This window comes from Chryseobacterium gambrini (assembly GCF_900156825.1).
In the GTDB taxonomy this organism is placed as follows: domain Bacteria; phylum Bacteroidota; class Bacteroidia; order Flavobacteriales; family Weeksellaceae; genus Chryseobacterium; species Chryseobacterium gambrini.
On record NZ_FTOV01000013.1, the window covers coordinates 36,119 to 61,313 of the forward strand.

Here is a 25,195-nt window from a genome sequence, read left to right on the forward strand (position 1 = left end):
CTAAAGACGTTACATTAATCATGGATAGTAAATTACAGGCAGCTGAAAACCAACAACAGGGACAGCAGCAACACGCAGGTCAGCCGAAAAGTAATCCGCTTGCCGAACTCAATAAAATAGGAGGTTTTGGTTTTGTAGAATCTGTTGTAGACGGAATCGCAAACATGAATCCCACCAGAAAAGCCAGAAAGGAAATCTTCCTTAATGACAGCAATAAAGCAGATGAAAGAAAAGAACTTCTTCAGAAAATCAATCTTTGGGTAAATCTTCTGGAAGGAAACGATTCTGCAGATAAGATGGCAGAAACATGCAAAGCTAAAGCGCAGGCTGCCGATCAGAATTTAAAACTAAATCTTAAAAATACGCTTGATGCAGTCCGTCAAATGGAAACAAACTACAGAACGGTCGCTCAATTCTACAAAAATACCGAGCTTGATAAAGTTGATAACGTAAGTATTGTTAATGCAAGTTTAGATCAGGTTTCAGACTTGGATAATCCTATATTTATCGATGCCATTGCAGAAGAATTTAAGAACTACTACGACCGTTTAGACCTTAGAGACAATTACTCTATTTTAGCAATTCCGGGATATTTGGGATCCAATAAAGTCATTGAAAAATGGGCGAAAATCTGTAACGAAAACAAAGTAATGATGGTAACGGATTTCGCAAATCTTGATAAACCGGATGACGTGGTGGATTTATTCCATTCTGCCAATCTTACAGGAGGAGAATTGCACAGAAGTAATGTCATCATGACCTGTAACTGGCTGGTTGGACGCGGAAAAGCTGAGGAAGTAGGAGAGGAGGAAAATGTAGAACTTCCGCCATCAACTTCACTTGCCGGAAAAATTCATAAAACATTAATGTCTCAGGTTGCAGCAGGTAAAAAGCACGGAAACATCAATGAAGTGGACGCCGTAAAATTCGAATTGAAGAAAAGTGAAATTTCCCAGTTGGAAAAAATGGGACTGGTTCCCATGGTGAACGAATACGGAAAAATTATGGCTTTCTCTGCAAAAACCCTGTTTACAGGAGACAACATCGGGCTTCAGACCTATTCTGTCGTTCGCGTATTCGATTACGTAACTAAAGTTTTGCTCGATTTCCTAAACAGAAGAGCTTTCGAAAACTGGAACGCAAGAAATGAGGATGATTTGAGAAGACAGATCGTAACCTTCCTTGACGGAATTAAGGGACCGGATAAACTGATCGAAAAATTCAAAATTGTTCGTTTTGAGCAGGATAAAGTAAACAAAGACAGAGTTTGGCTGGATATTCGTCTTACGCCTTATTTCCCTACAAAAAGTTTCGTTATCAAATTAGACGGACACAAAGGAGACGACGGAAACGAATGGGATGCTGAATATCTTCAGGACTAAATTTAAACCAATCAATACACAAACCGATGCAATTTTTCATCGGTTTTTTTCTACCAAATCGTTAAAAATAGAAATATGAAAGGCAGGCTATTCTACTTTTTGTCCGTAATTTTTATGACTTTCAGTTGTAAAGATAAAAGAGTACAGCAAAATCATCCCATTGATCTTTTTGCCGACGAAATAAAAGAAGGAAAAGCTTACATCATGAAACCGCAGGAATGCTTTGATGAAAGTGATATGGTGGTTTCTTCATCAAATATTAAACTCATCGATCAGTCTCAGGGTCGCGGAAAATCTATCTTTATTTACATGGTTAATAATGGCAAAGTAGAGAAAACGACGAGAGATTCTATGGTGGCTTTTCCGTTCAGTTTTCTTTCTAATCAACAGTTGATGTTCAAAAAAGATTCTACTTCCTATATTTATCTCAAAAAATTGGAAGGATACCGCTTCATTGCAAAAGAAAAACATTTAAAATATCAGTGGCTGAAAGCGGCTCCTGTTTATTCAGTTCAAAAAGAAAATTAAATTATCTTTGTATTTAATAAACAGATGCTTCGACAAGCTCAGCATGACATTTCTAATACTAGTCGTTTTATTAAAAGTGAATTTTTAGCGTTGTCATGCTGAGCTTGTCGAAGCATAAATATGCAGACAGACAAACCTTTGGAAAAAACAAAACAATCAGACTTCAGACACATCGGCAATAAACTTCTTAACTGGTATAAGACAAATGCCCGCGATTTACCTTTCAGACAGACCAAAGATCCTTATAAAATCTGGATTTGTGAGATCGTTTTTCAGCAGACCAGAATTGCTCAGGGATTAGGACATTATAATAATTTTGTTCACCGCTTTCCGGATGTAAAAACCCTTGCCGAAGCAGACGAAAACGAAGTTTTACTGTATTGGAAAGGATTAGGCTATTATTCCAGAGCGATAAATGTTCATAAGGCAGCGCAACAGATCATGAACGATTATAATGGCGTTTTTCCTCATGAATACGATGAAATCTTAAAGTTAAAAGGAGTCGGAAAATATACAGCCGCTGCAGTTTCCAGTATTTGTTTTGAAGGTAAAATTCCGGCTGTGGACGGAAACTTTTATCGTGTACTGAGCCGTATTTTTGCAGATGATTTTGATATTTCAAGTTCAAAAGCTTTTAATTATTTTTCTGAACTCGCTCATTTAATCTTACCTGAAAGCGTCGGTGATTTCAATCAGGCGATGATGGATTTAGGTTCCGAAATCTGTAAGCCTAAAAATCCTCTTTGCAGCGAATGTCCTTTGAATGAAGACTGTCTGGCTTTTTCCCTGAATAAAGTTTCTGAATTTCCGGTAAAAACAAAAAAAGTAAAAGCCGCTGATTTGGAGCTGAAATATTATTTCGTTCATAGAAATGGTCAGTTTTTAATTCAACAGAGAAAAGATGATTTCATCTGGAAAAAGCTATTTGAATTTCCGCCTGAAATTTCTGATGATTTAATTCCGTTTATCAAAAGTGTAAAAAATGTAAGCCATAAACTCACGCACAAAAATTTAAGCATAGAAATTTTTAATGTAGAAATAGAATCAGAAGAAATATGGCACAATTTCATCACTCAAAATAATTACATCGTAACCGATGTTGAAGGCTCTCACGAAAAATCCTTCCCAAAACCGTTGGAGAATTATATCCAGAATTATGAAACGGCATATAGAATTTGGTAATGTCATTGTGATGAGCGAAGCGAGCCTGTGCTGAGCGCGTCGAAGTAAAGCAATCTCAAAAAATATAAAATTTTTATGATTAGATGTTTATCATTCGCTTTGTGAAACGCCCTTGCGAACGAAGAAATTTTTCAATAATTTCAAAGAAGCTTTTGCGCCTATTGCGTTTAAAAAGAAACCATTAATAACATTTAAGCAGTTAAGAAAGATTAAGGATTTTCAGGCAAACAGAAGGATAAGCTTAAAAAATAATTAGAATGTAATAAAAAACGCTCTGTGTGCTTATTTAAGTGAAACGCCTTAGCGAACTTAAAAATATCCATTAAGTTTTAAAAGAAAAATCTTCGCGTACTTTGTGTTAAAATTAATTACATGATTAAAATGAATATTCATTCACAATATCTATCATTTGCTGAGTGAAACGCCCTTGCGAACGAAGAATGTTTTCAATAATTTCAAAGAAACTTTTGCGCCTATTGCGTTTAAAAAGAAACCATTAAGAACGTTTAAGCAGTTAAGAAAGATTAAGGATTTGCAGGCAAACAGAAGGATAAGCTTAAAAAATAATTAGGATTTAATAAAAAACGCTCTGTGTGCTTATTTAAGTGAAACGCCTTAGCAAACTTAAGTTTTAAAAGAAAAATCTTTGCGTTCTTAGTGTTCAAAAACAAAGCCTCCAAATTAAAATTCAATCTCAATTTCAAAACCCATTGAAATCCCGAAATTTGTCTTCCGAAATCTGAAATCTAATTTGTACTTTTGCAAAATGTTTAAAAACGCCATTTTTATTTTTACAGCCTTACTTTTGGTATCTTGCGGAAAAGATCCCGTTCCGAAGCCTTACGGAGAACTTCGACTGGAATATCCCGCACCGAAATATCAGAAATTCGAAAACAACTGTAATTATACATTTGAATATTCAGATTTTGCAAACATTACCGATGCAAAAAAGCCTTGCTGGTACTATCTGAACTATCCGAAAATGAAAGCCAAAGTTTTTGTAACGTATTACCCGATACAGAATGATTTTGCAGCCCATATTCAGGAAGCAGAAAAAATGGTTTATGAACATACCATTAAAGCAAGCGCAATCGACACAAAATCTTTCGAATATCCTGAAAAAAAGGTATACGGAAATTTTTATGAACTCAAAGGTCAGAGCGCTTCCAATCTTCAGTTTTACATTACAGACAGTACCAAACACTTTGTGACTGCCTATTTATATTTTAACACAAGACCGAAACCGGATTCTTTGGCTCCTGCGGTAGATTATATCAAAAGAGATATGAAACATCTGCTGGACACATTTGAATGGAAAAAATAATTTACTTTTAAAATACTTTGAAAAAAATATGAAACTTTTAGTTGTAGGAAGTGTTGCGTTCGACGCAATTGAGACGCCATTTGGAAAAACAGATAAAATTTTAGGAGGTGCAGCCACGTACATCGGGATCACTTCATCCATTTTGGGCGTTAAGTCCGGGATCGTTTCTGTAGTAGGAGGAGATTTTCCGCAGGAATATCTTGATATGTTCACAAACAGAGACGTTAATATAGAAGGAATTGAGATCGTAAAAGAAGGGAAAACATTCTTCTGGGCGGGAAAATACCACAACGACCTGAATACAAGAGATACTTTGGCAACTGAAGTAAACGTTCTTGAAAATTTTGATCCTAAAATTCCGGATTCTATGCAGGATGCAGAGATCTTATTATTAGGAAATCTTCACCCGGGAGTACAGCTTTCCGTACTTGAAAAAATGAACAACCGTCCGAAGCTTGTTATTCTGGATACAATGAATTTCTGGATGGACACGGCTTTGGAAACACTAATGCAGATGATTGCCAAAACAGACGTGATTTCAATCAACGACGAAGAAGCAAGACAGCTTTCAGGAGAATATTCTTTGGTAAAAGCAGCTAAAAAGATCCACGAAATGGGACCAAAGTTCGTTATCATCAAAAAAGGAGAACACGGAGCTTTGCTTTTCCACGATCATAAAGTATTTGCTATTCCGGCTTTACCATTGGAAGAGGTTTTCGATCCTACCGGAGCGGGAGATACTTTCGCAGGAGGTTTTGCCGCATATTTAGCGAAAAAAGGAACATTTGATTTCGAAACCATGAAGTCTGCATTAATCGTAGGTTCGGCAATGGCTTCTTTCACGGTTGAGAAATTCGGGACAGAAAGAATTCAGGAAGTAACCGAATCGGATGTGTTCGGAAGACTGAAGCAATTTAAAGAATTGACAACTTTCGACGTAGAAGTACAATAAATACCTCTTTTTAAGAAATATTTATAATAAAAAATTTAGTGTAATTCATTAAGAATTCTAAATTTGCAACTTGTTTAAAATAGTAAAATGATAAATAAACTTAAGATCACTTTTCTTTTTGGAATTTTCATCATGTTGTTTGGTGCAAATATGATGAACGCTCAGTTAAAACAGGGAGATTTAGTGGACGGAATTGCTGCTGTTATCGGTGATGAAATTGTATTGGAATCTGACGTTAACGAGCAGATGAATTATGCAAAACAGCAGGGAGCTTCCAATATAGATAAGTGTGAGTTTTTGGAAAACTTACTGAATAATAAGCTTTTGGTATACGAAGCGAAAAAAGATACCCTGATTGATAACCGTTCTGCGGCAATTAAAGAACAGGCGAATGCAAAATATCAGCAGTTGCTTTCTCAGTTTCCTGATGAAAAAGCAATGTTGGCTGCCTACAAGTTCAGAAACGGGTATGAAATGAAAAATGCGATCGAGAAAATCGATACAGACCAATATTACGGACAGGCTAAAATTCAGAGAATTACAGACAAAGCGGACGTAACGCCAAACGAGGTAACGGATTTTTATAATCTCTATAAAAGTCAGCTTCCCGAGATCAAAGATGAGGTTTCATTATCTCAGATCATGATGTATCCTAAGCTTACTGAGGCTCATAAAGATGAACTCATCAATAAGCTGAAAAAGATCAAAAAAGATATCGAAGGAGGAGAATCTTTCGAAAGTCAGGCAAGGATTTTCTCCGAAGATAAAGGAACTGCGTCCAACGGAGGTTTGATGAAAAACATTTCCAAAGGACAGATGGTAAAACCTTTCGAAGCAGCCGCTTTAAATCTTCAGGAAGGAGAAATTTCAGAACCTGTAGAATCGGAATTCGGATATCACCTTATCCAGCTTGTTAAAAAATCAGGAAAAATCTACGAAGCGAGACACATCCTTTTAATGGCTGTTCCTACAGATGAAGAAATTAAAACAGCGAAAGCGAAACTGGACAGCATCAGAGGTTTAATCCTTAACGGAAAAATGACTTTCAAGGATGCTACTTTCAGATTCTCAGATGATAAAAGAACCAAATTCAACGCGGGAGTTATTCCGGGAGCAGACGGATCCAGCAAAATCGAGAGAGAAACAATTCCGGGAACAATCAGCTACGAATTGGCAGGTTTAAACAAAGGAGATATTACAACCGCTTTTGATGATATGGATGAAAGAGAAAGAAAAGTGGTGAAAATCGTAAAAGTGGAAGATGTCATTCCTGCTCACCAGATCAAACTGGAAACAGATTACGACAGAGTAAAGCAGATGGCGCTGAATAAAAAGCGAAATGAAATGATCGAAAAATTTGTTAATTCAAAACTTCCGACAACATTTATCTCCATCGACGGGCGTTACGATTCATGTAATTTTAAAGCCAACTGGAAAAGAGATTCAATTAAAAAATAATCATCAAAACCTTCAGAACTTCTGAAGGTTTTTTTATGCCCAAAATCTTCTGAAAACCGCTATTTTTATTATTTTTACAAGATGAGCAGTTTCATAGATTTTAATTCAGCAAAAAAGCTTCACCAGATGAATTCACAACAAAATAAGATTACACAACTCTTTAATATACAGTATCCTATCATTCAGGCAGGCATGATCTGGCATTCCGGATGGAAGCTGGCTTCTGCCGTTTCCAATTGCGGCGGTCTCGGATTAATCGGTGCAGGAAGCATGTACCCCGATATTTTAAGGGAAAATATCCAAAAATGTAAACAGGCTACAGACAAACCTTTCGGGGTAAATGTTCCGATGTTGTATCCTAATCTGGATGAAGTAATTCAGATTATTCTGGAAGAAGGAGTGAAAATTGTTTTTACTTCTGCCGGAAACCCCAAAACATATACCGAAACTTTGCAGAAAGAAGGTCTGAAGGTTGCACACGTCGTTTCCTCAACGAAATTTGCCATGAAATGCGAAGAGGCAGGAGTAGATGCCGTAGTTGCGGAAGGATTTGAAGCAGGAGGTCACAACGGAAGAGACGAAACCACTACATTCTGCCTGATCCCGAATGTAAGAAAACATATTTCCAAACCATTGATTGCTGCCGGAGGAATTGCTTTAGGCTCCCAGATGAAAGCAGCCATGATTTTAGGCGCAGACGGCGTTCAGATCGGTTCCCGTTTCGCTGCCACTGTAGAAGCAAGTGCCCATGAAAACTGGAAAAATAAAATTACAGAACTTCAGGAAGGAGATACCCATCTTACCCTTAAAGAACTGGCGCCTGTAAGAATGGTTAAAAATAAGTTCTTTAACGAGCTTGAAGAAATCTACAACGTTGGAAGAAACAAAGAGTCTCTAATCGCTTCTTTAGGACGTGCAAGAGCCAAAAAAGGGATGTTCGAAGGTGATATGGAAGAAGGCGAACTCGAAATCGGGCAGGTTTCTGCGTTAATTGATGAAGTTCTTCCCGTAGAAACTGTTTTTCAGAATTTACTTAAAGAATTTAACGAAATCAATACGCCAAGTTTATAAAATTAATCTGAAAGTTGATGGAAGGAAGGATTGTTAATGTCAACGGAAAAAAACTTTATACAGAATACCGTCATTCGTTTGAAAATAAACCAACCATCGTCTTTTTGCACGATTCTTTAGGCTGCACTCAGCTTTGGAGAGATTTTCCTGAGAAACTGGTTTCGCAGACACAATGTAATGTTTTGGTCTACGATCGTTTAGGCTACGGAAAATCTTTTCCTATGCTTACCTATGAAAGAGAAAATAATTATATGGAGCAGGAAGCCGATCTCCTGAATGATCTGTTAAAAGAACTGAATATAAATGATATAATCCTTTTCGGACACAGCGACGGCGGAACAATTGCCCTGATTTTCGCCGCCAGATATTCTGAAAAAGTTACTGCCACTCTGTGTGAAGCCGGACATATTTTCGTAGAAGAGATAACCGTAAATGGTGTAAAAAATGCTTTTGAAGCTTACAAAACCACCAATCTTCCGGAACGTCTCGCAAAATATCATGGCGATAAAGTTGAAATGATGGTAAAAGCTTGGACGGAAATCTGGTTAAGCGACAGATTCAGAAGCTGGAATATTGAATACCTCCTGAAAGATATAAATTCGCCATTGTTATTTATTCAGGGAGAAAATGACGAATACGGAACACTGGATCAGGTTGAAAAAACAATTTCTCAGGTAAGCGGAACCGCAGAAAAATTCATCATCCCGAACATCGGACATACCCCGCATAAAGAAATCCCAGATGCTGTTCTGCAAAAATCCGCAGAATTTATCAACTCAATTGTAAAGGCATAATACTGAAAATAGTTGGTAAAATTTCAGCAGCATTACATTCCCCTCCTCTGGAGGGGTGGCGAAAATTCAAAGAATTTTTGACGGGGTGGTCAATAAATGCAAGATAAAAGCCCATCAATTTCCATCTGAATATTCTTTCTCGTAATATCCTCATACTTTTCTTTAAAAATCGGGGTTTTAAAAATATCTTTCTGCTCCAGAAAATGTTTTAAAACCTTTTTTCTTCCTGGCTTATAAAACAAATCGGGATAGATGGAATATTCCTTCCTGATTTTTTTCGTGTAATCAAAATATACTTCAGAATCTTTTCCGAGAATCGAAAGATCGGCATCCAGAAGATAATTGGTATCGCTGTCTTCAGACAAATGATGCGATTTTGTGGCAATAATCTGCTCCGAAATTTTTTGAATGAAATGAGAGTCTACATTAAGTTTTTTCAGTCTTATCGCAGCAAATTCAGCGCTTTTCTCTTCGTTTGATTTTGATGTAGCATCATAGATAATATCATGGTAAAAAACAGAAAATGAGATAACAGGAAAATTTTCAATTTCATCTTTTACAGCATCCAGTTCAGAGAACATATTTTCCAGATGCTCAAGATTATGATAATGTCTCCCTTTTTCAGTATATTTCTTTTCAATTTCAGACCACAGATCTCCAATAAGATTTTGATCTTCGGTATATAAAAGACTGTTTCGCAGAAATCTTTCTTTCAGGTTCATTTTCAAAAATTTTCAGATAAAAAAAGGAACTTTTAAAAAGTTCCCTGATTTGCTTCCAGATTTGCTTTCAGCTCAGCCCAGCCTCCGCCGTTGTAGCCATCTTTCAAACCTTGAGAGGTAAGGTATTCCAAAGCCTTTCCGCTTCTGTTCCCGCTTCTGCAGAACAAAATCACCGGCTTATCAATAGACAGGATTTCTTCTTGTCTGTCTTCCACTTCTCCCAAAGGAATATTTTTAGCACCCTCGATGTTTCCGTCCATTTCCAGTTCCATAGGTTCACGAACGTCAATTAATGCATAATTTCCTGATTTTATAACTTCTGATAAAGACATAATATATTAATATTTAGAATTAAATTATTTGACGGGTATATGAAAAATGCCTGTAAAGCAATTCTCTGAATTAAGTTCAAACAAATTTATAAAATAATATTAGTTTTGCACTATAAAATCATGACTTCAAACGCAGAAAAATATACACAGCTTATAAAATCCAAGGCAAAAAGTTTTGGATTTCAGAATTGTGGGATCTCAAAAGCAGACTTTCTTGAGGAAGATGCAAAACCACTCGAAAACTGGCTGAAAAATAACTTTCACGGCGAAATGAAGTACATGGAAAATCATTTTGATAAAAGGCTGGATCCGAGATTATTGGTAGAAGGCTCCAGATCTGTAATTTCTCTTTCCTACAATTATTTTCCCGAGGAAAAAATTTCCACTCTCGAAAACTTTAAGATTTCGAAATATGCTTATGCTGAAGATTACCATGAAGTCATCAAAGATATTCTGCGATCGATGGTTGCAGAACTTCAGGAGGAAATCGGGGAATTCGGATTTCGTGTTTTTGTAGATTCTGCGCCGGTTCTGGAAAGAAGCTGGGCGAGAAAATCAGGAATCGGATGGGTAGGAAAAAACGCAAATTTAATTACCAGACAAAGCGGCTCATTTTATTTTTTAGCCGAAATTATCTGCGATCTGGAACTTGTTGCAGATCATCCGGTGACCGATCATTGCGGAACGTGCAGGAAATGTATTGATGCTTGTCCTACCAATGCGATTGTTTCAGAAAAGCTGATTGACGGAAGCAAATGTATTTCATACGCAACGATAGAGCTGAAAGACTCCATTCCGGATTATTTTCAGGATAAAATGGACGACTGGATGTTTGGCTGTGATGTTTGTCAGGACGTCTGTCCGTGGAACCGCTTTTCGTTACCTCATCAGCAAACCAAATTCAAACCGAACCAAGCTTTAAAAAACTTTAAAAAAGGAGAATGGAAGGAGCTCACGCAGGAGCTTTTTTCCGAGATTTTCCGCAAATCTCCTGTTAAAAGAACAAAATTTGCAGGTCTGAAAAGAAATATAGAGTTTCTGGAAAAATCCTCAGAGAAAAAATAATTACATTTTGGCGGATAAACCCTTATCTGGAATTTTTGAAGTTCCAGAATAATAAGGTTGAACGCCCATTCCTTAAATAGATTTTTAAGGAGGGAAAGAGTGGGTAAGAATTTTAAAAAACTTTCAGATCAAAAAACTTTGTTCTGAAAATTAGGCGGCTGAAAAACTAGCGTTTTTTCTGGATTCTTTTGGGCGCTACTTTTACTCTTACTTTAAATCTTTTGTTGGATTTCATGTTTTTGTGCATATTTTTGAATATTTGGTACTTAAATTTAGCGAAAATTCCGATTGAAACAAATACTTTTGCGAAAAATTATTAATTAAATTTTATTAACTTTAAAAACCATGAACGTGAAAAAGATGTTACTTCTCATTATAAAAGCCATAGGAATTATTGTAGGAATTGTTGTTCTGTATGTCGCCTTAGGCTACTTTTTACCATTCATTGAAGTTTCAGCGAAGGATGACGGACAGAAGAAAGAAATTCCTGTTTATATTTATACCAACGGCGTTCATACGGATATTGTAATGCCTGTAAAAAATGATGTACAGGACTGGAGTACAAAAATCCCGTTCAGCAATACAAAATCCAAAAGTACAGATTACAATTATGTAGGAGTAGGATGGGGAGATAAAGGATTCTATCTCGACACTCCGACGTGGGCGGATCTTAAATTTTCGACGGCTTTTAAAGCCGCTTTCTGGCTTAGCGAATCGGCAATGCACTGTACTTTCTATAAAACCATGAATAAAGGCGACGACTGTAAAAAAATTATGATCAGCAAGGATCAGTATAAAAAACTGGTAGATTTTGTAGATGCTAAATTTGATAAAGACCAAAACGGAAACTACAATCTTGTTCCTACAAATGCTGTTTACGGTAATGATGATGCGTTCTATGATGCACAGGGAAAATACAGCTTCCTGAATACCTGCAACACCTGGGCAAATGATGCCTTGAAAGCGGCGGATCAGAAAGCGGCATTCTGGACACCTTCAGATTACGGAATTTTCTTACATTACAAATAGTTTTCTGTGAATTTTTTAAGTTGGATAACGGCATTTCTTTTCCTGTTATCATGCAAACAGGAAGCGAAAAATACCATCAAGCCACAGATTTCAGAAATCTCAAAGCAGGAAAAGAAACCGGAAATTGATTTAAATAAAACAAAATCGAAAGCCGAAGAAGCACTTACATTCTGCAAATCCAATCAGTTCAGTACAGATTTTTGCATTCTGATTGATATGAGTCTGCATTCCGGAGTGAAAAGACTGGTTGTGTGGGATTTTAAAACAAACTCTGCTTCAAAAAAATATCTGGTTGGTCACGGTTGCGGAGAAAACCAGTGGAGCAGTGACGAATCTAAAGACCATCCGAAATTCAGCAATGAAGACGGAAGTCATCTTTCATCACTCGGCAAATACAAAATTCAGGGGAGAGGTTACAGCGACTGGGGAATTCATGTAAAATATCTCATGCACGGTCTGGAAAAAACCAACAGCAATGCGCTGAAAAGATTCATCGTCTTTCATTCCTGGAATCTGATGAGCGATGAAGAAGTCTTCCCTAAAGGTTCGCCCGAAGGTTGGGGTTGTCCTACCATCTCCAATAATGCGATGAAAGAAATAGATTTGATGCTTCAGAAATCTAAAAAGCCTGTTCTGATGTGGATTTATAATTAAAAAAATTTAGAGCCTATTTAAATATTGCTAAATAAAAGTTTTATAGCTTTTCTTGATTAAAAACTTGTTTAAACTTAATAGCTGTAACCAGCGCAAAGACGCAAAATATTCTTTAAATACTGTCTTATCTTAAGGCGCAAAGATTTTATCTGCGATAAAATTAAGCATCAATCCTTATTGAAAATCTTTGATTTTCTTGCGCCTTAAAACATTGTTTAAAATTAAAAAACTTTGCGTTTTCCAATAAGAATATTTTTATTTCAAAAAAATTTTAAATTCTAAAATAAACTTTGTTAATTTTTAAATTTAACATTAAGAATTTAAGTTAGTTAAACTGATTATAATTAAGGAATCAACACATTGATTTTTATTAAGTTTTTTAAGCTAAAGAGGCTTAATTTCTTAATGGTAAAAATAAATTATAAATTAAATACAATCTCTTTACAATTAGAAAAATTAGTCTGATTTTTGTAGAGAAAACAGGGTTAACAAATCATTATGTCTAAAAAAGAAAAAGTAAATATTTTCTGGTTCAGAAGAGATATCAGACTGGAAGATAATACAGGATTGTTTCATGCATTTGAAGCCGGTTTAAAAGTAGTTCCGGTTTTTATTTTTGATAAGGAAATTCTTGATAAGCTTGAAGATAAATCAGACAGAAGAGTAGATTATTTTTATCAGGCTCTGGAAGAAATTCATACCGAGCTTAAAAAACATAAAAGCGGATTAACGGTTTTTCACGATAAGCCTGTTGAAGCTTTCAAAAAATTAATTAAAGATTTTGAAATTGATACTGTTTTCTGCAACAGGGATTATGAACCACAGGCAATAAAAAGAGACGAAGAAATACAGGATCTGCTGAAAAAAAATGATGTTAATTTTCAGGATTTTAAAGATCAGGTTATTTTCGAAAAGGATGATGTGGTAAAAAATGACGGTAAACCTTACACCGTTTACACTCCTTATTCAAGAAAATGGAAAGAAAATTTCAAATCCGTTACCTTCAAAAAAATGGAGGTCGATTTTTCAAAATTTCATCAATATTCGCCTTCCAAATTTTTAACGCTTAAAGATTTAGGCTTTGAAAAAACAGATCTGGAATTTAAAAAGCCTTCACTGGAGAAAAAGACTATTGATGATTACGATCAATACAGGGATTTTCCGGCAATGGATCATACAACCCGTTTAGGAATTGCGCTTCGTTTCGGAACCATTTCCGTAAGACAATGTGTGGAATTTGCAGAGAAACACAATGAAGTCTGGCTGAATGAGCTGATCTGGAGAGAATTTTTTATGCAGATTTTATATCATTTCCCGAAAGTGGTGAACCAGTCTTTTAAAGAAAAATACGATGGCATTAAGTGGAGAAATGATGAAAAAGAATTTAAAAAATGGTGTGAAGGAAAAACCGGCTATCCTATTGTAGATGCGGGAATGAGACAGCTTAATGAAACCGGATTTATGCACAACAGGGTAAGAATGGTTGTCGCGAGTTTCCTTACCAAACATCTTTTAATCGACTGGAGATGGGGAGAAGCGTATTTCGCAGAAAAACTTCTGGACTACGAGTTGTCCTCCAACAACGGAAACTGGCAATGGGCTGCAGGATGCGGTTGCGATGCAGCGCCTTATTTCAGGGTTTTCAATCCTTCTGAGCAGACGAAAAAATTTGATAAAGATTTAAAATACATCAAAACATGGCTTTCCGAAAAGGACATCAATGCAGAACCGATCGTGGAGCATACTTTTGCCAGAAAAAGAGCCTTGGAAGTGTACGGAAAAGCGGTGAAAGAGTAATACTGAAAGTTTAACTGAGAGCTATTTATGAATGCCTATTTTCTTTAAAGCGGCACTGTTCAGATAGATTTCATTAAAAGAAGTTAGCGATTCGATGTCTTTGAAGTTTTGAAATGTCTTTTCGTTTTTATTGAAGGAAAGTTCGATTGAAGTATTGTAAGAAGCAACAATTCTCACTACGGAATACCCGTTGTAAGCAATTTTAAATCCTTCAAAAAGACATTTTTTTTCGGCTTTCTGATAGATTTTATATTCTTCGAAAGCCTTGCTTTCTTCATCGTTTCTTTTTTTGGAATTGTGCTCAAGAGATTTCCAGGATTCGTAGTTCTTGGGTTCTTTCAGGATTTCGCCGGAAGAATCTACGGGAACAAACATTCCCAAAGTAAGCTCCTTTTTCAGAAGATTGGCGTAATTGTTCATCAACTTAAGCGTCTGAAGGTCTGCATATCCTTCATGCGAATAATACTCGATAACAAAATCCGTCATAGGAATCAGTTTATGGGAAGCATTGGTCATATTTGTGATTTTTTTTGAGCCACTAACTTTTTTAAATTTCGAGGTGCGAAGATAAATAAATTGTTAAAAAGAGGAAAACTAATTTTGTTTTAATTGGCAAAAGAATTTCAGGCTTCCTACTTTCCTCAGTTACAGAAAAATAAAAACCGGAAAGATTATTTGTTTTAATTTTTCCGGTTGATGTATTTGGGTAATTAATCTTCAGTGTATATTACATTTCTTTTTGCAGGATTTCTACAATGCGGTCTATTACTTCCTGTTTTTTAGTTTTTTTATTGTACGGCGTTTTCGGTTCAGAAACAATGCTTTCCCTGTTCTTATCAAAAAGCGCATAAAGATCCAGATCCGGATGTTTTTCTAGGTACCAAACCAGAAAATTGAGAGGTATTGCATTTTTTCCTGAAAAATAAAGCTGAATAGCCTGCGGCGTCATACCGTATTCTTCGGCTATTTCTCTCAGAGTTTCTCCTTTTGATTTGCTGTACTCGCGTATCTTCTCGTGAATTTTCATATCGAATAATTTCTTCTTTTTAATTTTATTTAATAAATAATTGTTAAAACTTCAATTAATTATTGTTTTTAAATATATATTTGTATATTTGTTTTATAATTATCTCATGGAGATAGACACAAAATTACGAAAAAAGGTTAAACAAAAATATTTATTTGTATGAGCAAATTGATATATCCCTATCAGAACACCATCAATGAAAGATTTGATTTTATTGATAAATGGTTACCAGCGCGCTACACAGGTTCTGTTAATATAATTCTGAAGAAACAAGAAGATCCCGATTATATAAGAAAAGTGAGAAACAGATTGATAAATGATGAAGCGGTGATTGATGCCCTTTACAAAGTTTCGTTGTTCAATAAGATACAGGTAGAGACTGAGACTTAAGCCCGGATTCTGAAAACACAATTATTTGATGAAAAATTATATTTTGCTCTTTACAGAGCTGTTCCACAAAAAAAACACACAATTGCCATGGAAAATTTCGAGACACAGGAAGTCATTATTACAGAATGCTTTAAATGCGGCAGAAGATTTGAAAATTATTTCAAAGCATCGCCCTGCTGCACATCACTGGTGGTAAAAGTAGACGAAAACGGAAACCGTACCACCATCACTTTTTTAAGCTCATTATCTAAACCTCAACCCGAATTTCTGAATGAAGATGCTGCAGAAGATGCAGAAGAAAATCCAGAACCAAAGGAAAATCTTCAGAATGAGGCTGAAACTGAAATCTTGTAGACCATGATGAAAAAGGCAGGAGAAATCCTGAAATGCGGATGAGAAATTAAAATAAAGCGACCATCAATCACCATTCTATATAAGAGATGTGGAAAATCGCCTGAACTTTGATTGTTTTTTGGAGCTGAACGTAAGATGAAACTGTGCTTCTGTAATCGCAAAAAGATGAAACCCTTTACTTGCTGTTAATCATATGTTTATTTTTACCATCAATCCATCTGCCAAGCATGACGAGTTCCGAAGGCGATTTTCTCATATCGATTGTTAAAACCTTCACCAGAATATCCCAGAAACTGTGCTTTTCTCCAAACTCCTTCTTGTATTGTTCTAACGCCTGTATATAAGCGTGTCCGTATCTGTTGTATTTTCTCCTGAAACTGATTTGGGGGATATCTTCAATTACATTCTGCATCACTTTCTTCAGATTGGCGGGAGTGTGCGTTTTAATAAAATCTAGCTCTATTTTGCAGATGTTTAAGAGTGGAAGCATCATGTAAAAGAATTCTTCCTGATTGCTTCCGATATTTGTTTTCCACGTCAGTCTTTCCTCCTGTGGCAGAATTTGAGAACTCAGTTCATCTATCTTTTCAAAGCTTTCCTTCAGTAAATTCAGAAAAGTTTCATTCTGCTTCCAGAACAGCGAATGGTTGAAATGATTTATTTTAATCGTATTCTCTTTTATATATTCTACCTGCAACCGGATGCAGTTTATATTATCATTGATTTTATTAATTAAAACTTCCCAAAGAATATGCTGGCTCAGCGTACAGTTGGTTTTAAATACCATTCTCGATTTTCGGCTAAGCACTTGAAGTTCCTTCAGAATCCGGAGAATTTCCTGCAGATCCTTATCCATCGCGATATTGGTATTTCTGATGTAAATTAGCGATACAAATTCGGCGTGGCGGATTTTACTAATGGCATTTTTCTTTCCGAGCTGGCGGAATTTATTTTTTCTGGTTGGGACTCGATGGTTCATTTTCAGGATTTTTATTTTTTAGACATAATCTTCAGGGCTTATCCGTTATTAATCACAATGCTGAATTTTAACGCCGGTTCACAAGGATTTTTGACTGCTAAATTTTTATTTCAGGTATGAAAAATTACGGATAACAAATGTTTTTTAGGCTGAACACCCTTTTAAATGTTCATATTCAGTCTCGCCATCAGATAACTTACGGTAGATTCTGCGCCTTGATTGAGGTTGACATTTTTCTCTTCAAGCCCGTCGTAGCAGCCACCGGTTACCGGATTGTAGATAATTTGTTTCAGGTGATTTTTTCCCAGAAACCATTCAAAGGAATTCATCATCATTTGCAGATATTTTTCATCACCGAAAACTTTATAAAATGTAGACAATGCCAAAATGGTATAGGCAACATCAATCGGCTGTTCTCCACCAATGGTGAAGTCGTTTTCAGAGGTTTCTTTTTGAAGCCATCCATGGTTGGAAATTACTTTGATCTCTCCGTTGATCATAATTTTAGACAGCAAAAAATCAAAAGAAGATTTAGCTGTTTCCTTATAAATTTCCTCTTTAGCAGCGATCCACGCACAAAGCAACGCGTCCGGAAGAAGGCTGTTTCCGTAGGTAAGATAACTTTCAAACCAATGCCAGTCTTTTCCGGATTCGTGCTGATACATTTTTACAAGCCGGTCGGCAAATTCTTTCAGCAAAGGAAGATTGTTCTTTGAATTTTGATAATATAGTCCTTTAATCATAAACGCCATCGCTCTTGTAGAATGAATTTTTTCTGCCCAGATCAGGTTTTTTTCAATAATTTTCTCAGCGGTTTCAGAATATTCCAAAGGCAGAATTTCTTTTAATGAAACCAGATATCCCAAAGCCCAGATTGCCCTTCCGTTGGAATCATCCAGATTGGTCTCATAATTCTGATTGGTGAACTGTTTATGTCCGTTTACATAATTCAGGAAACTTCCATCGGTATGCTGACAAAATTTGATGAATTTTAAATAAATTGAAATCAGCTGAAGATCAGATTTGTCTCTGGTTATCTTAAAATGTCTGCACATCGCAATCATTGCCCGTGCATTATCATCCAGTGTATAACCGGAGCTGATGTCGGGTTCGTTGATTTTGGCAAACTGTATCATTCCAAAATCTGAGGTCATATTCTGGATGTGTCCGAGATTGATTTCCGGTAAGCTGTAATGAAGCGCTGTTTCGTCATTTCTGAACTTCTGAAACAGTAAAGCGTGCGAGATAGAAGCATTTTCCCAAGCGGTCAGAGCCATTTTTTCCAATGATTTCTGACGGAGTTTTTTCCGGCTTTCTTCATTTGCCAATAAAACATTGACTGCGGAAGACAATTGTTCCGGTGCTTCAAAACCGATGATAATTCCGGTTTCTTCTTTTAAAACTTCCACTGCGTGAGGAATTGGCGTAGAAACAATGGCGCATCCGCTGCTGATGGCATAGGAAAACGTTCCGCTTACCGCCTGATTTCTGTCGTTGGAGGTAAAAAGATAAACATCGGTAAGCTGAAGATATTCCAGCAGTTCCGGCAAAGGAAGATACTCGTTGATGAAGCGCACATTGTTTTCCAGATGAAACTTACAGGTAAGGTCTTCCAGAAATTCACGGTATTTCTCCCCCTCATTTCTTACGATGGCAGGATGGGTTTTACCGAGGATCAGGAAAACAGCATCAGGATTTTTGGCGATAATCTTGGGTAATGCTTTTAAGGTGGTCTCGATATTTTTTCCCGGTCCCAGTAACCCGAATGTCGACAGAACTTTTTTATCTTTAAGTCCGTACTTTTCTTTCAGCGCTGTTTTGTCGGTAAAAGGCAGGAGATGTGTTCCGTGCGGAATCATCATAATTTTATCCGGAGAAATTTCATACTCGTTAATTAAAATTTCGGCAGAGATAGCCGTCATCACGATAATATGCTTAGAAAATCCGGCGATTTCATTTACTTTCAGCTTCAGTTCTTCATCGGGATCCGGCAGAACGGTGTGAAAAGTTACCACAATATCTTTTTTTAAGTTTCTGAGGAAAAGATAAAGCCCGTTCTCGGTTTCATTAAAGAATCCAAACTCGTGCTGAATCATCACAAGATTTATTTTGTTGTTTTTATTAATCTGCGCTGCCAGTTCGAGATACGAAAAAGCATCTGAGATATTCAGCTTATAATGGATTTTTTCTTCATAGGTATAATTTTCCTCTTCTGTTTCCATCGGGCAAACCAGCATATCGAATGATTCCCCGAATTTCGAACGGAGCGATTTTACAAGATCCTGCGTGTACGTGGCAATTCCGCACACCTTTGGAGGAAAAGTACTTACAAAGACAATCTCTGATTTATGATAAGTTTTGTGTTTTTTGTTTTTCTCAGCCTGTCTTATTGCTTTTTCCTCCACGTCTGATTGGATATCTTTACTCATAAATTATTTCTTTTTTTACTGATTCTTTATTAAATGATGATTATACGGCGTACATCATCAGCTCTTTCAGTAATTTATCAATGCTTAATGATGCGACGGCAATTCTCTCGTCTGCAGCACCGTAATAGATGTACAGCCGATCTTTTTCTACTACGGCTCCGGTGGGAAAACAGACGTTGCTGACTTCGCCTTCCAGCTCCCATTCTTCTTCCGGTTTGAAAAGCGGGTTGGGAAGTCTGGAAATTTCTTTTTCAGGATTTTCAAGATCCAGAAGGGCGGCACAGGCGCTGTATACATAACCGTTAACCGTATCGTGAACGCCGTGATAGATCATCAGCCAGCCGTATTCTGTTTCTATGGGAGGACAGCCTCCGCCAATGTAGCTGGACTCGTGGTCGTATTTGGCAGATAAAAGGATATGATTATTAAAATGAAAAAAATAATCTTCCCAGAATTCGGTAGTAAGATCCTCAATGTTCTCTGTGCTTACAATCTGAATATCGGGTCTTATCCTGTGAATGAAATAAAATCTATCGTTTATTTTTCTTGGAAAAAAGATGAGGTTCTTGTCCCACAAAAAAATAGGATCGCTGTCGGTATGGCTGATCTGAAACTGGTTGTACCTTTTATATTTTTCAGGGATCAAGCCTTCAGCTTCAGATAACAGTTTAAATTTTTCGTAAGGGATTTTCGGAACAATGATTCCCTTATTTTCCCAGAATTTCAGGTCTTTGGAAACAGATAAGGTTCCTAAGGCGTTGATTCCGTCGTAACTGGTGTACGTAAGATAGAATACATCCTCTATTTTTACTATTCTCGGATCTTCGATGCCGTGTTTATCCTCATCCGATTCGGGAACGATGACCGGAGATTCTGATCTTTCTTCCACCGTTGTCGGATCCGAAAGTACGCAATATCCGATGCTTGAAAAATTACCTTTGGCAACGGCGCGGTAGAAGAGGTGTATTTTTCCGTTTTCCTTAATAACTGCGGGATTCAGAACGCCTTCGTTTTCGAAACTCAGTTCGGTTTTTCTGAGGATAATTCCTTCTTTTTTTACTTTCAGCATTATTCTCGGCTCTCGTTTTCTTTATCCTTCCTCTTGTTTTGTTTGTCCTGGCGTTTTTCCTTTAATGATTTTGCCGGTGGTGTTTTATCGGATTTTTTCTTTGTTTCCTTTTCTTTTGACATTTTAAAAATATTTTTATCTATACGTAAAGATGGTCTATTAAAAAAAGAATTCTTTGTAATTGTCTTTCAATTTATTACATAAATCATAGATATTAAAAATTAAAGCGCTAACTTTGAAAGAGTGGCTGTTGACGTATGGATTAACGGGCTGAAAACAGGGTTGGATTATGAAGCTGTACATAAAATATATGGTAAGTCTCCGCTGCAAAATGGTTGTCCATCAGGAGCTGGAAAAACTGAACATAAAAAATGCGGTGGTAGATCTCGGTCTGGTGGAAACGCTGGATGATATTACCGCAGAACAAAGAATGCAGTTGAGAGACAATCTGCTTAAAACCGGACTGGAACTGCTGGATGATAAGAAAAGCATCCTGATCGAAAAGATCAAAAATGTAGTCACAGAAATGATCCATTTTTCTGAAGCTCTTCCGAAAGAAAATTTCTCAGATTATGTGAGTAAAAAACTGGGCTACGATTATACTTATCTTGCCAATACATTTTCTGAAGTAAAGGGAATGACACTGCAGCATTTCATCATCATTAACAAAGTGGAAAAAGTGAAAGAGCTGCTTTTGTATGGTGAGCTTAACCTCACCGAAATTTCCTATAAACTTAACTACAGCAGCGTTGCACATCTTTCTAACCAGTTCAAAAAAATAACGGGACTGTCGCCTTCCTTCTACAGAAATCTGAAAAAACAACGGCTTAAAAATCTTGAGGATCTTTAAAAAACCTGTGAAATATGTAAGTTTTTTCCAGAAATGTGTAGCATCCACGCCAACTATTTCATCATCTTTGAATATCAATATATTGCAGGCGTTTACGGATAAAAATCCCAGCCCGCTGATTCTAATTTCATTAAGGTGTTATTAAATAACAGGGATGTGCAGATTGTTATTTCAATAACGCTCATTTTATACGGATTGCAATAAGGTCTATCAAATAGTAAATATGTTTTAACGGACTTTATGAAAAGGGCAGGTGCTTTGTGCCCTGTCTTTTTATTTCAACAAAAATCAACATATGAAAACAATAAAACTATACAGATTCAAAGATTCTGTTATGCGCAAAATGCCGCTTTTTAATGAAGGCAGAGTGCTTTCTTCACTCAATGAACTGATGGGGTTGGAGCTTATTAATACAGAAAAGGTAACAGAATTTACCATTGAAGTGGAAGAAGAGTTTGATATTGAGAATTGCAGCAGACAACAGTTAGTTGCTCTTTGTGATGGCTGTGAAAATTTTATAGAGCATCATTTCATAACCACTACGAATGATTATGATGTCATATAACAGTTGGCTATCATTCGTTCATCCCATATTTTTCTTCTATGAATAACAAAATACATTTGCTCAGCTGGACAGTTATTGTTCCTTTAATAGCTTGGGTTGCTTATCTCGCACATTATTATGTCGGCGGTCATTGGTATTCTCTGTTGCTTACTGTTTTTCTTGTAGGATCTGTATTGGCGGCAGTTTATCATTCCGAGATCATTGCATACAGACTGGGAGAACCTTACGGAACTTTGCTTCTTGCTTTTGCCATAACGGTGATAGAGGTCTCACTGATTATTTCAATTATGCTCAGTTCAAAAGGTCTGGAAACAATAAGTCTCGCCAGAGACACAGTTTTTGCAGCGGTGATGATTATTCTTACAGGGATTATAGGAATTTGTATCATCGTTGGATCTATTCGCTACAAACAGCAGCTTTTTACGCTTCAGGGAGTGGGAACGGCTATGATAACGCTTATCGTTGTCGTAGTGTTTCTTCTGGTTCTTCCCAATTATACCACAAGTCACGACAATGGAGAATATACTTCTCTTCAGCTTGTTTTTATATCGGTCATTTCTTTGGCGCTTTATATTGCTTTTACAATGGTTCAGACAATCAGGCACCGCGCTTTTTTTATAGCACCGATTCCCAAAACAGGCAATGATGAACTTTCTGAAGAAACGGATTTTCTCCCCGAAAAACCCAGCCGGAAAGTAATGCTTTTGAGCGTTTTATTTCTTATTTTATGTCTTGGGATTGTAGTTTTGCTTGCAAAATACCTTTCGAAAGATGTGGATGTTCTTGTCCTGAAAGCAGGAGCGCCAAAATCAATCGTAGGAATTATTATAGCCGGAATTGTCCTGCTGCCTGAAGGAATTGCCGCCATAAGGGCAGCCTACAACAACAGGTTGCAGACAAGTCTTAATCTCGCTTTCGGATCGGCTTTGGCAAGTATAGGTCTCAGCATTCCTGCAGTTGCTTTAGTTTCGGTGTTTGCCGACTTCCGTATGACGTTGGGCATCAGTATAAAATCAACACTGCTTTTGGGATTGTCGCTGTTTATTATCACCATTTCTTTAGCCACAGGTCGCACCAATATCATGCAGGGACTGGTTCTGCTCTCTATATTTTTTCTTTATTTGTTTACGACGCTTGTGCCATAAAGAGGCAGTTTAAATTTTTACATTTTTTCCAGATTTTTGATATATTCAGAAGGCGTCATTTGGGTTCTTTTTTTAAAGGCATTTATGAAAGTTGTACAGCTTTTATATCCTATTTCTTTAGAGATTACCTCAATATTATATTTACGGATTAGAGGATTTTTATCCAATTCTGTTATAATATAATTTATTCGCAGAGTATTTACATATTCAGAAAAGGATACCCCTTTATACTGGTTTATTATTTGCGACAGATATGTGGTATTGGTATTCAACTGTTTGGCAATGTTGGCGAGTTTGAAGCTGTTGGATAAAAATCTCTTTTTAAATTCTAACGAATCGAGTTTTGAAAGGATATAAGCAACGGTTTCATCTTCTATTGATGTGGAGATTGTAACTTTTTGATCTGTAATAGGCTGTATATCTGGAATATTACTTTCGATTTTCCTGATATTAATAATTTCTTCTTTATTTTTTCTTTTCTGGTAATATATTTTATAAAAAATGGTAGAAATCAGGAGTAATGATGCAAACAATAATAATAAATTCGTGTTATTCTTTTGGAGCATTTCTTCAGATTTATTTTTTATTTCTTCTTTTTCATAAACTCCCAGAAAAAAATTTCCTGCATTTTTTTGAACGTTTTCTTTTTTTATTTCTGACAAGCTCAGTTTTGAATACTTATAAGCCTTTTCGATATTCCCAGTATGTTCATAGTTGATACTTAATAAATAATAGACTTTAAGCTTATTTTCGTGCGAACATCTGGATTTCTGAATATCAGCAGTTAATTTTTCAAGGTATTTAAATGCCGAATCGCTTTTTTTAAGATGGGTATAGATTTCAGCTTTAGCGAGCCAAACCATTTCTCTTGAAAAACTTTTTTCCATTAAAACCGAATCTTTTTCACATTCATTAAAAAGAGATAACGATAGGTCATATTCTTTTCTAAGTAAAGCTATTTGAGCCTTTCTGCTTTTGTGAAGGGATTGGGAATATGCTGAAAAATTCTCAGAGTTTTTCATTAGAAGATAAGCTTTCTCATAGTTTTTCTGTGCGGAATCCAGAAATTTTATTGCGCCCGTATCTTTGTACCAATTGATAAAAGCATCACTTTTTGTATTATAAGCTGCCGCAGTTTCTTTTGCCTTTAGAAACTTGGTATAAAGCACGTTGTTGCTGTCATTACGGATGTTGTTTAGGTGTATGTTGAGAAGATCAATCCCTTTTTTATAATCTCTTAGCTCTATGTATGCTACAGCAAAAAAAATTAATTGCTTCTTTTTGTATACCGGGCTCATTCCGATGGACAAATTATTAAGAAATTTCAGTCCTTGTGCGATGTTTCCTTTTCTCTTTTCAATATAAAACAGCCGCGTAATGGCAATATGCCTTAATGCTTCATAATAAGAAAACGCTATTTTATTCTTATTTTTTTGGAGTAAATTCAAAAAAGATATTGCCGATTTTTCAGCCTCCGAAAATTTTCCTTTTCGATATAAAGAAGAAGCTGAATCAATTTTAATCAGCAAATCATACTTTATATTATATTTTGAAATTCTTTTGAAGTTGATGTTTTCGTTACTCAGTTTGTGATGTACAAGTTCCCATTGATCTTTCTTTATTAAACTGTCGATCTTATATGATTCTTCTAGATCAGTTAGGCTTTGAGAATAAATTTTTACAGAAATAAAAAAAAATATAACGAGTATTTTTTTTAAGAGCATATGTGTTTTTTTCTATTCAAATGTACTTAAAATTTAACAATCTTCGAAAGAACAAATGTTTTTTTACCCAAAAGCATCTTTGCGGTAATAATATTTTAATTTCAATTTTAAAATATTGTTTATCATTGTTTTAATTGTTGTACTATTTATGAAATTGAATTCCAAATTTATAAATATGATGAACATTTTATTTTACCTAGCCAAATGTTTAAATAAGTTTGAACATAAAATTTCACCAAAGTCAGAATTAATATTGCGTCTTGCATAAAGAATAATCTGTTATTAAAGTTTCTAAATATTAAAACCAAAGCTCAAAATGTCTTTCGAATTTTTTTAAATCCGAATAGCGGATCAATTGGTCAATCTGCCTAAA

The 25,195-nt window shown here is 36.0% G+C and carries 26 protein-coding genes; 17 read left to right on the forward strand and 9 right to left on the reverse strand.

Going from position 1 to position 25,195, the window contains the following annotated elements; all coding sequences use genetic code 11:
• The first annotated feature begins 20 nt into the window (after positions 1-20).
• From BW951_RS18220 to BW951_RS18255, 8 genes are all read left to right on the forward strand, one after another.
• Positions 21-1,382 carry a DUF5458 family protein gene (locus BW951_RS18220; RefSeq protein WP_076395361.1) on the forward strand — a complete coding sequence of 454 codons (1,362 nt, stop codon included), beginning with the start codon at positions 21-23 and terminating at the stop codon, positions 1,380-1,382.
• A 75-nt stretch (positions 1,383-1,457) separates the two neighbouring features.
• Entirely contained in the window at positions 1,458-1,910 is a 453-nt protein-coding gene (locus BW951_RS18225; protein WP_139326205.1) for a hypothetical protein, read from the forward strand.
• Between the two features lie 120 nt (positions 1,911-2,030).
• On the forward strand, positions 2,031-3,092 hold the full coding sequence (gene mutY, locus BW951_RS18230; protein ID WP_076395365.1) for an A/G-specific adenine glycosylase: 1,062 nt from the start codon (positions 2,031-2,033) through the stop codon (positions 3,090-3,092).
• 766 nt (positions 3,093-3,858) lie between these two features.
• Positions 3,859-4,416 (forward strand): gliding motility lipoprotein GldD, encoded by a 558-nt coding sequence (gene gldD / locus BW951_RS18235; RefSeq protein ID WP_076395367.1) that lies wholly within the window; start codon positions 3,859-3,861, stop codon positions 4,414-4,416.
• A gap of 28 nt (positions 4,417-4,444) precedes the next feature.
• Complete coding sequence (locus tag BW951_RS18240; RefSeq protein WP_076395490.1) at positions 4,445-5,368, forward strand: PfkB family carbohydrate kinase; 924 nt, start codon at positions 4,445-4,447, stop codon at positions 5,366-5,368.
• 87 nt (positions 5,369-5,455) lie between these two features.
• A complete protein-coding gene (locus tag BW951_RS18245) occupies positions 5,456-6,826 on the forward strand; it encodes a peptidylprolyl isomerase (RefSeq protein ID WP_076395369.1) in 1,371 nt (456 codons plus the stop codon).
• A gap of 126 nt (positions 6,827-6,952) precedes the next feature.
• Complete coding sequence (locus tag BW951_RS18250; RefSeq protein WP_076395492.1) at positions 6,953-7,897, forward strand: NAD(P)H-dependent flavin oxidoreductase; 945 nt, start codon at positions 6,953-6,955, stop codon at positions 7,895-7,897.
• Between the two features lie 17 nt (positions 7,898-7,914).
• Positions 7,915-8,691 carry an alpha/beta fold hydrolase gene (locus BW951_RS18255; RefSeq protein ID WP_076395371.1) on the forward strand — a complete coding sequence of 259 codons (777 nt, stop codon included), beginning with the start codon at positions 7,915-7,917 and terminating at the stop codon, positions 8,689-8,691.
• An 89-nt stretch (positions 8,692-8,780) separates the two neighbouring features.
• Here BW951_RS18255 and BW951_RS18260 read toward each other — a convergent pair whose 3' ends face one another.
• Together BW951_RS18260 and BW951_RS18265 are read right to left on the reverse strand one after the other, a co-directional pair.
• Entirely contained in the window at positions 8,781-9,413 is a 633-nt protein-coding gene (locus BW951_RS18260; RefSeq protein WP_076395373.1) for an HD domain-containing protein, read from the reverse strand.
• A 32-nt stretch (positions 9,414-9,445) separates the two neighbouring features.
• Positions 9,446-9,745 (reverse strand): rhodanese-like domain-containing protein, encoded by a 300-nt coding sequence (locus tag BW951_RS18265; protein WP_076395375.1) that lies wholly within the window; start codon positions 9,743-9,745, stop codon positions 9,446-9,448.
• Between the two features lie 120 nt (positions 9,746-9,865).
• Here BW951_RS18265 and queG point away from each other — a divergent pair, with 120 nt between their 5' ends.
• From queG to BW951_RS18285, 4 genes are all read left to right on the forward strand, one after another.
• Complete coding sequence (gene queG / locus BW951_RS18270) at positions 9,866-10,810, forward strand: tRNA epoxyqueuosine(34) reductase QueG (protein WP_076395378.1); 945 nt, start codon at positions 9,866-9,868, stop codon at positions 10,808-10,810.
• 345 nt (positions 10,811-11,155) lie between these two features.
• Positions 11,156-11,839, forward strand: a complete 684-nt coding sequence (locus BW951_RS18275) for a TIGR02117 family protein (protein WP_175608846.1) — start codon at positions 11,156-11,158, stop codon at positions 11,837-11,839.
• Between the two features lie 6 nt (positions 11,840-11,845).
• On the forward strand, positions 11,846-12,493 hold the full coding sequence (locus tag BW951_RS18280) for a murein L,D-transpeptidase catalytic domain-containing protein (protein WP_076395380.1): 648 nt from the start codon (positions 11,846-11,848) through the stop codon (positions 12,491-12,493).
• Between the two features lie 498 nt (positions 12,494-12,991).
• On the forward strand, positions 12,992-14,290 hold the full coding sequence (locus tag BW951_RS18285; RefSeq protein ID WP_076395382.1) for a cryptochrome/photolyase family protein: 1,299 nt from the start codon (positions 12,992-12,994) through the stop codon (positions 14,288-14,290).
• Between the two features lie 21 nt (positions 14,291-14,311).
• Here the strand turns inward: BW951_RS18285 and BW951_RS18290 are convergent, their stop codons facing one another.
• Together BW951_RS18290 and BW951_RS18295 are read right to left on the reverse strand one after the other, a co-directional pair.
• The gene (locus tag BW951_RS18290) at positions 14,312-14,806 is read right to left on the reverse strand and encodes a hypothetical protein (RefSeq protein ID WP_076395384.1); all 495 of its coding nucleotides are present in this window, start codon (positions 14,804-14,806) and stop codon (positions 14,312-14,314) included.
• A gap of 211 nt (positions 14,807-15,017) precedes the next feature.
• The gene (locus BW951_RS18295; protein ID WP_076395387.1) at positions 15,018-15,317 is read right to left on the reverse strand and encodes a helix-turn-helix domain-containing protein; all 300 of its coding nucleotides are present in this window, start codon (positions 15,315-15,317) and stop codon (positions 15,018-15,020) included.
• Positions 15,318-15,476: 159 nt separating this feature from the next.
• Between BW951_RS18295 and BW951_RS18300 the strand changes: the two genes are divergently transcribed.
• Entirely contained in the window at positions 15,477-15,707 is a 231-nt protein-coding gene (locus BW951_RS18300) for a hypothetical protein (RefSeq protein WP_076395389.1), read from the forward strand.
• Positions 15,708-15,794: 87 nt separating this feature from the next.
• Entirely contained in the window at positions 15,795-16,061 is a 267-nt protein-coding gene (locus BW951_RS18305) for a hypothetical protein (protein ID WP_076395391.1), read from the forward strand.
• Positions 16,062-16,236: 175 nt separating this feature from the next.
• Here the strand turns inward: BW951_RS18305 and BW951_RS18310 are convergent, their stop codons facing one another.
• From BW951_RS18310 to BW951_RS23145, 4 genes are all read right to left on the reverse strand, one after another.
• Positions 16,237-17,040 (reverse strand): hypothetical protein, encoded by an 804-nt coding sequence (locus BW951_RS18310; RefSeq protein WP_139326206.1) that lies wholly within the window; start codon positions 17,038-17,040, stop codon positions 16,237-16,239.
• Positions 17,041-17,201: 161 nt separating this feature from the next.
• On the reverse strand, positions 17,202-19,469 hold the full coding sequence (locus BW951_RS18320; RefSeq protein WP_084196482.1) for a glycosyltransferase: 2,268 nt from the start codon (positions 19,467-19,469) through the stop codon (positions 17,202-17,204).
• Between the two features lie 40 nt (positions 19,470-19,509).
• Positions 19,510-20,538, reverse strand: coding sequence for a glycoside hydrolase family 130 protein (locus BW951_RS18325; protein WP_076395397.1), 1,029 nt, complete (start codon positions 20,536-20,538; stop codon positions 19,510-19,512).
• On the reverse strand, positions 20,538-20,660 hold the full coding sequence (locus BW951_RS23145) for a hypothetical protein (RefSeq protein WP_256040334.1): 123 nt from the start codon (positions 20,658-20,660) through the stop codon (positions 20,538-20,540). The genes BW951_RS18325 and BW951_RS23145 overlap by 1 nt, the downstream gene beginning before the upstream one ends.
• Positions 20,661-20,827: 167 nt before the next feature.
• Here BW951_RS23145 and BW951_RS18330 point away from each other — a divergent pair, with 167 nt between their 5' ends.
• The 3 genes from BW951_RS18330 (at position 20,828) to BW951_RS18340 (ending at position 23,098) form a co-directional block, all read left to right on the forward strand.
• Positions 20,828-21,388: a helix-turn-helix domain-containing protein gene (locus tag BW951_RS18330; protein WP_228427565.1), complete on the forward strand. Its 561-nt coding sequence runs from the start codon at positions 20,828-20,830 to the stop codon at positions 21,386-21,388.
• Positions 21,389-21,683: 295 nt separating this feature from the next.
• A complete protein-coding gene (locus BW951_RS18335; RefSeq protein WP_076395401.1) occupies positions 21,684-21,953 on the forward strand; it encodes a hypothetical protein in 270 nt (89 codons plus the stop codon).
• Between the two features lie 38 nt (positions 21,954-21,991).
• A complete protein-coding gene (locus BW951_RS18340; RefSeq protein ID WP_076395403.1) occupies positions 21,992-23,098 on the forward strand; it encodes a calcium:cation antiporter in 1,107 nt (368 codons plus the stop codon).
• 17 nt (positions 23,099-23,115) lie between these two features.
• Here BW951_RS18340 and BW951_RS18345 read toward each other — a convergent pair whose 3' ends face one another.
• A complete protein-coding gene (locus tag BW951_RS18345; RefSeq protein WP_228427566.1) occupies positions 23,116-24,546 on the reverse strand; it encodes a helix-turn-helix domain-containing protein in 1,431 nt (476 codons plus the stop codon).
• Between the last annotated feature and the right edge of the window lie 649 nt (positions 24,547-25,195).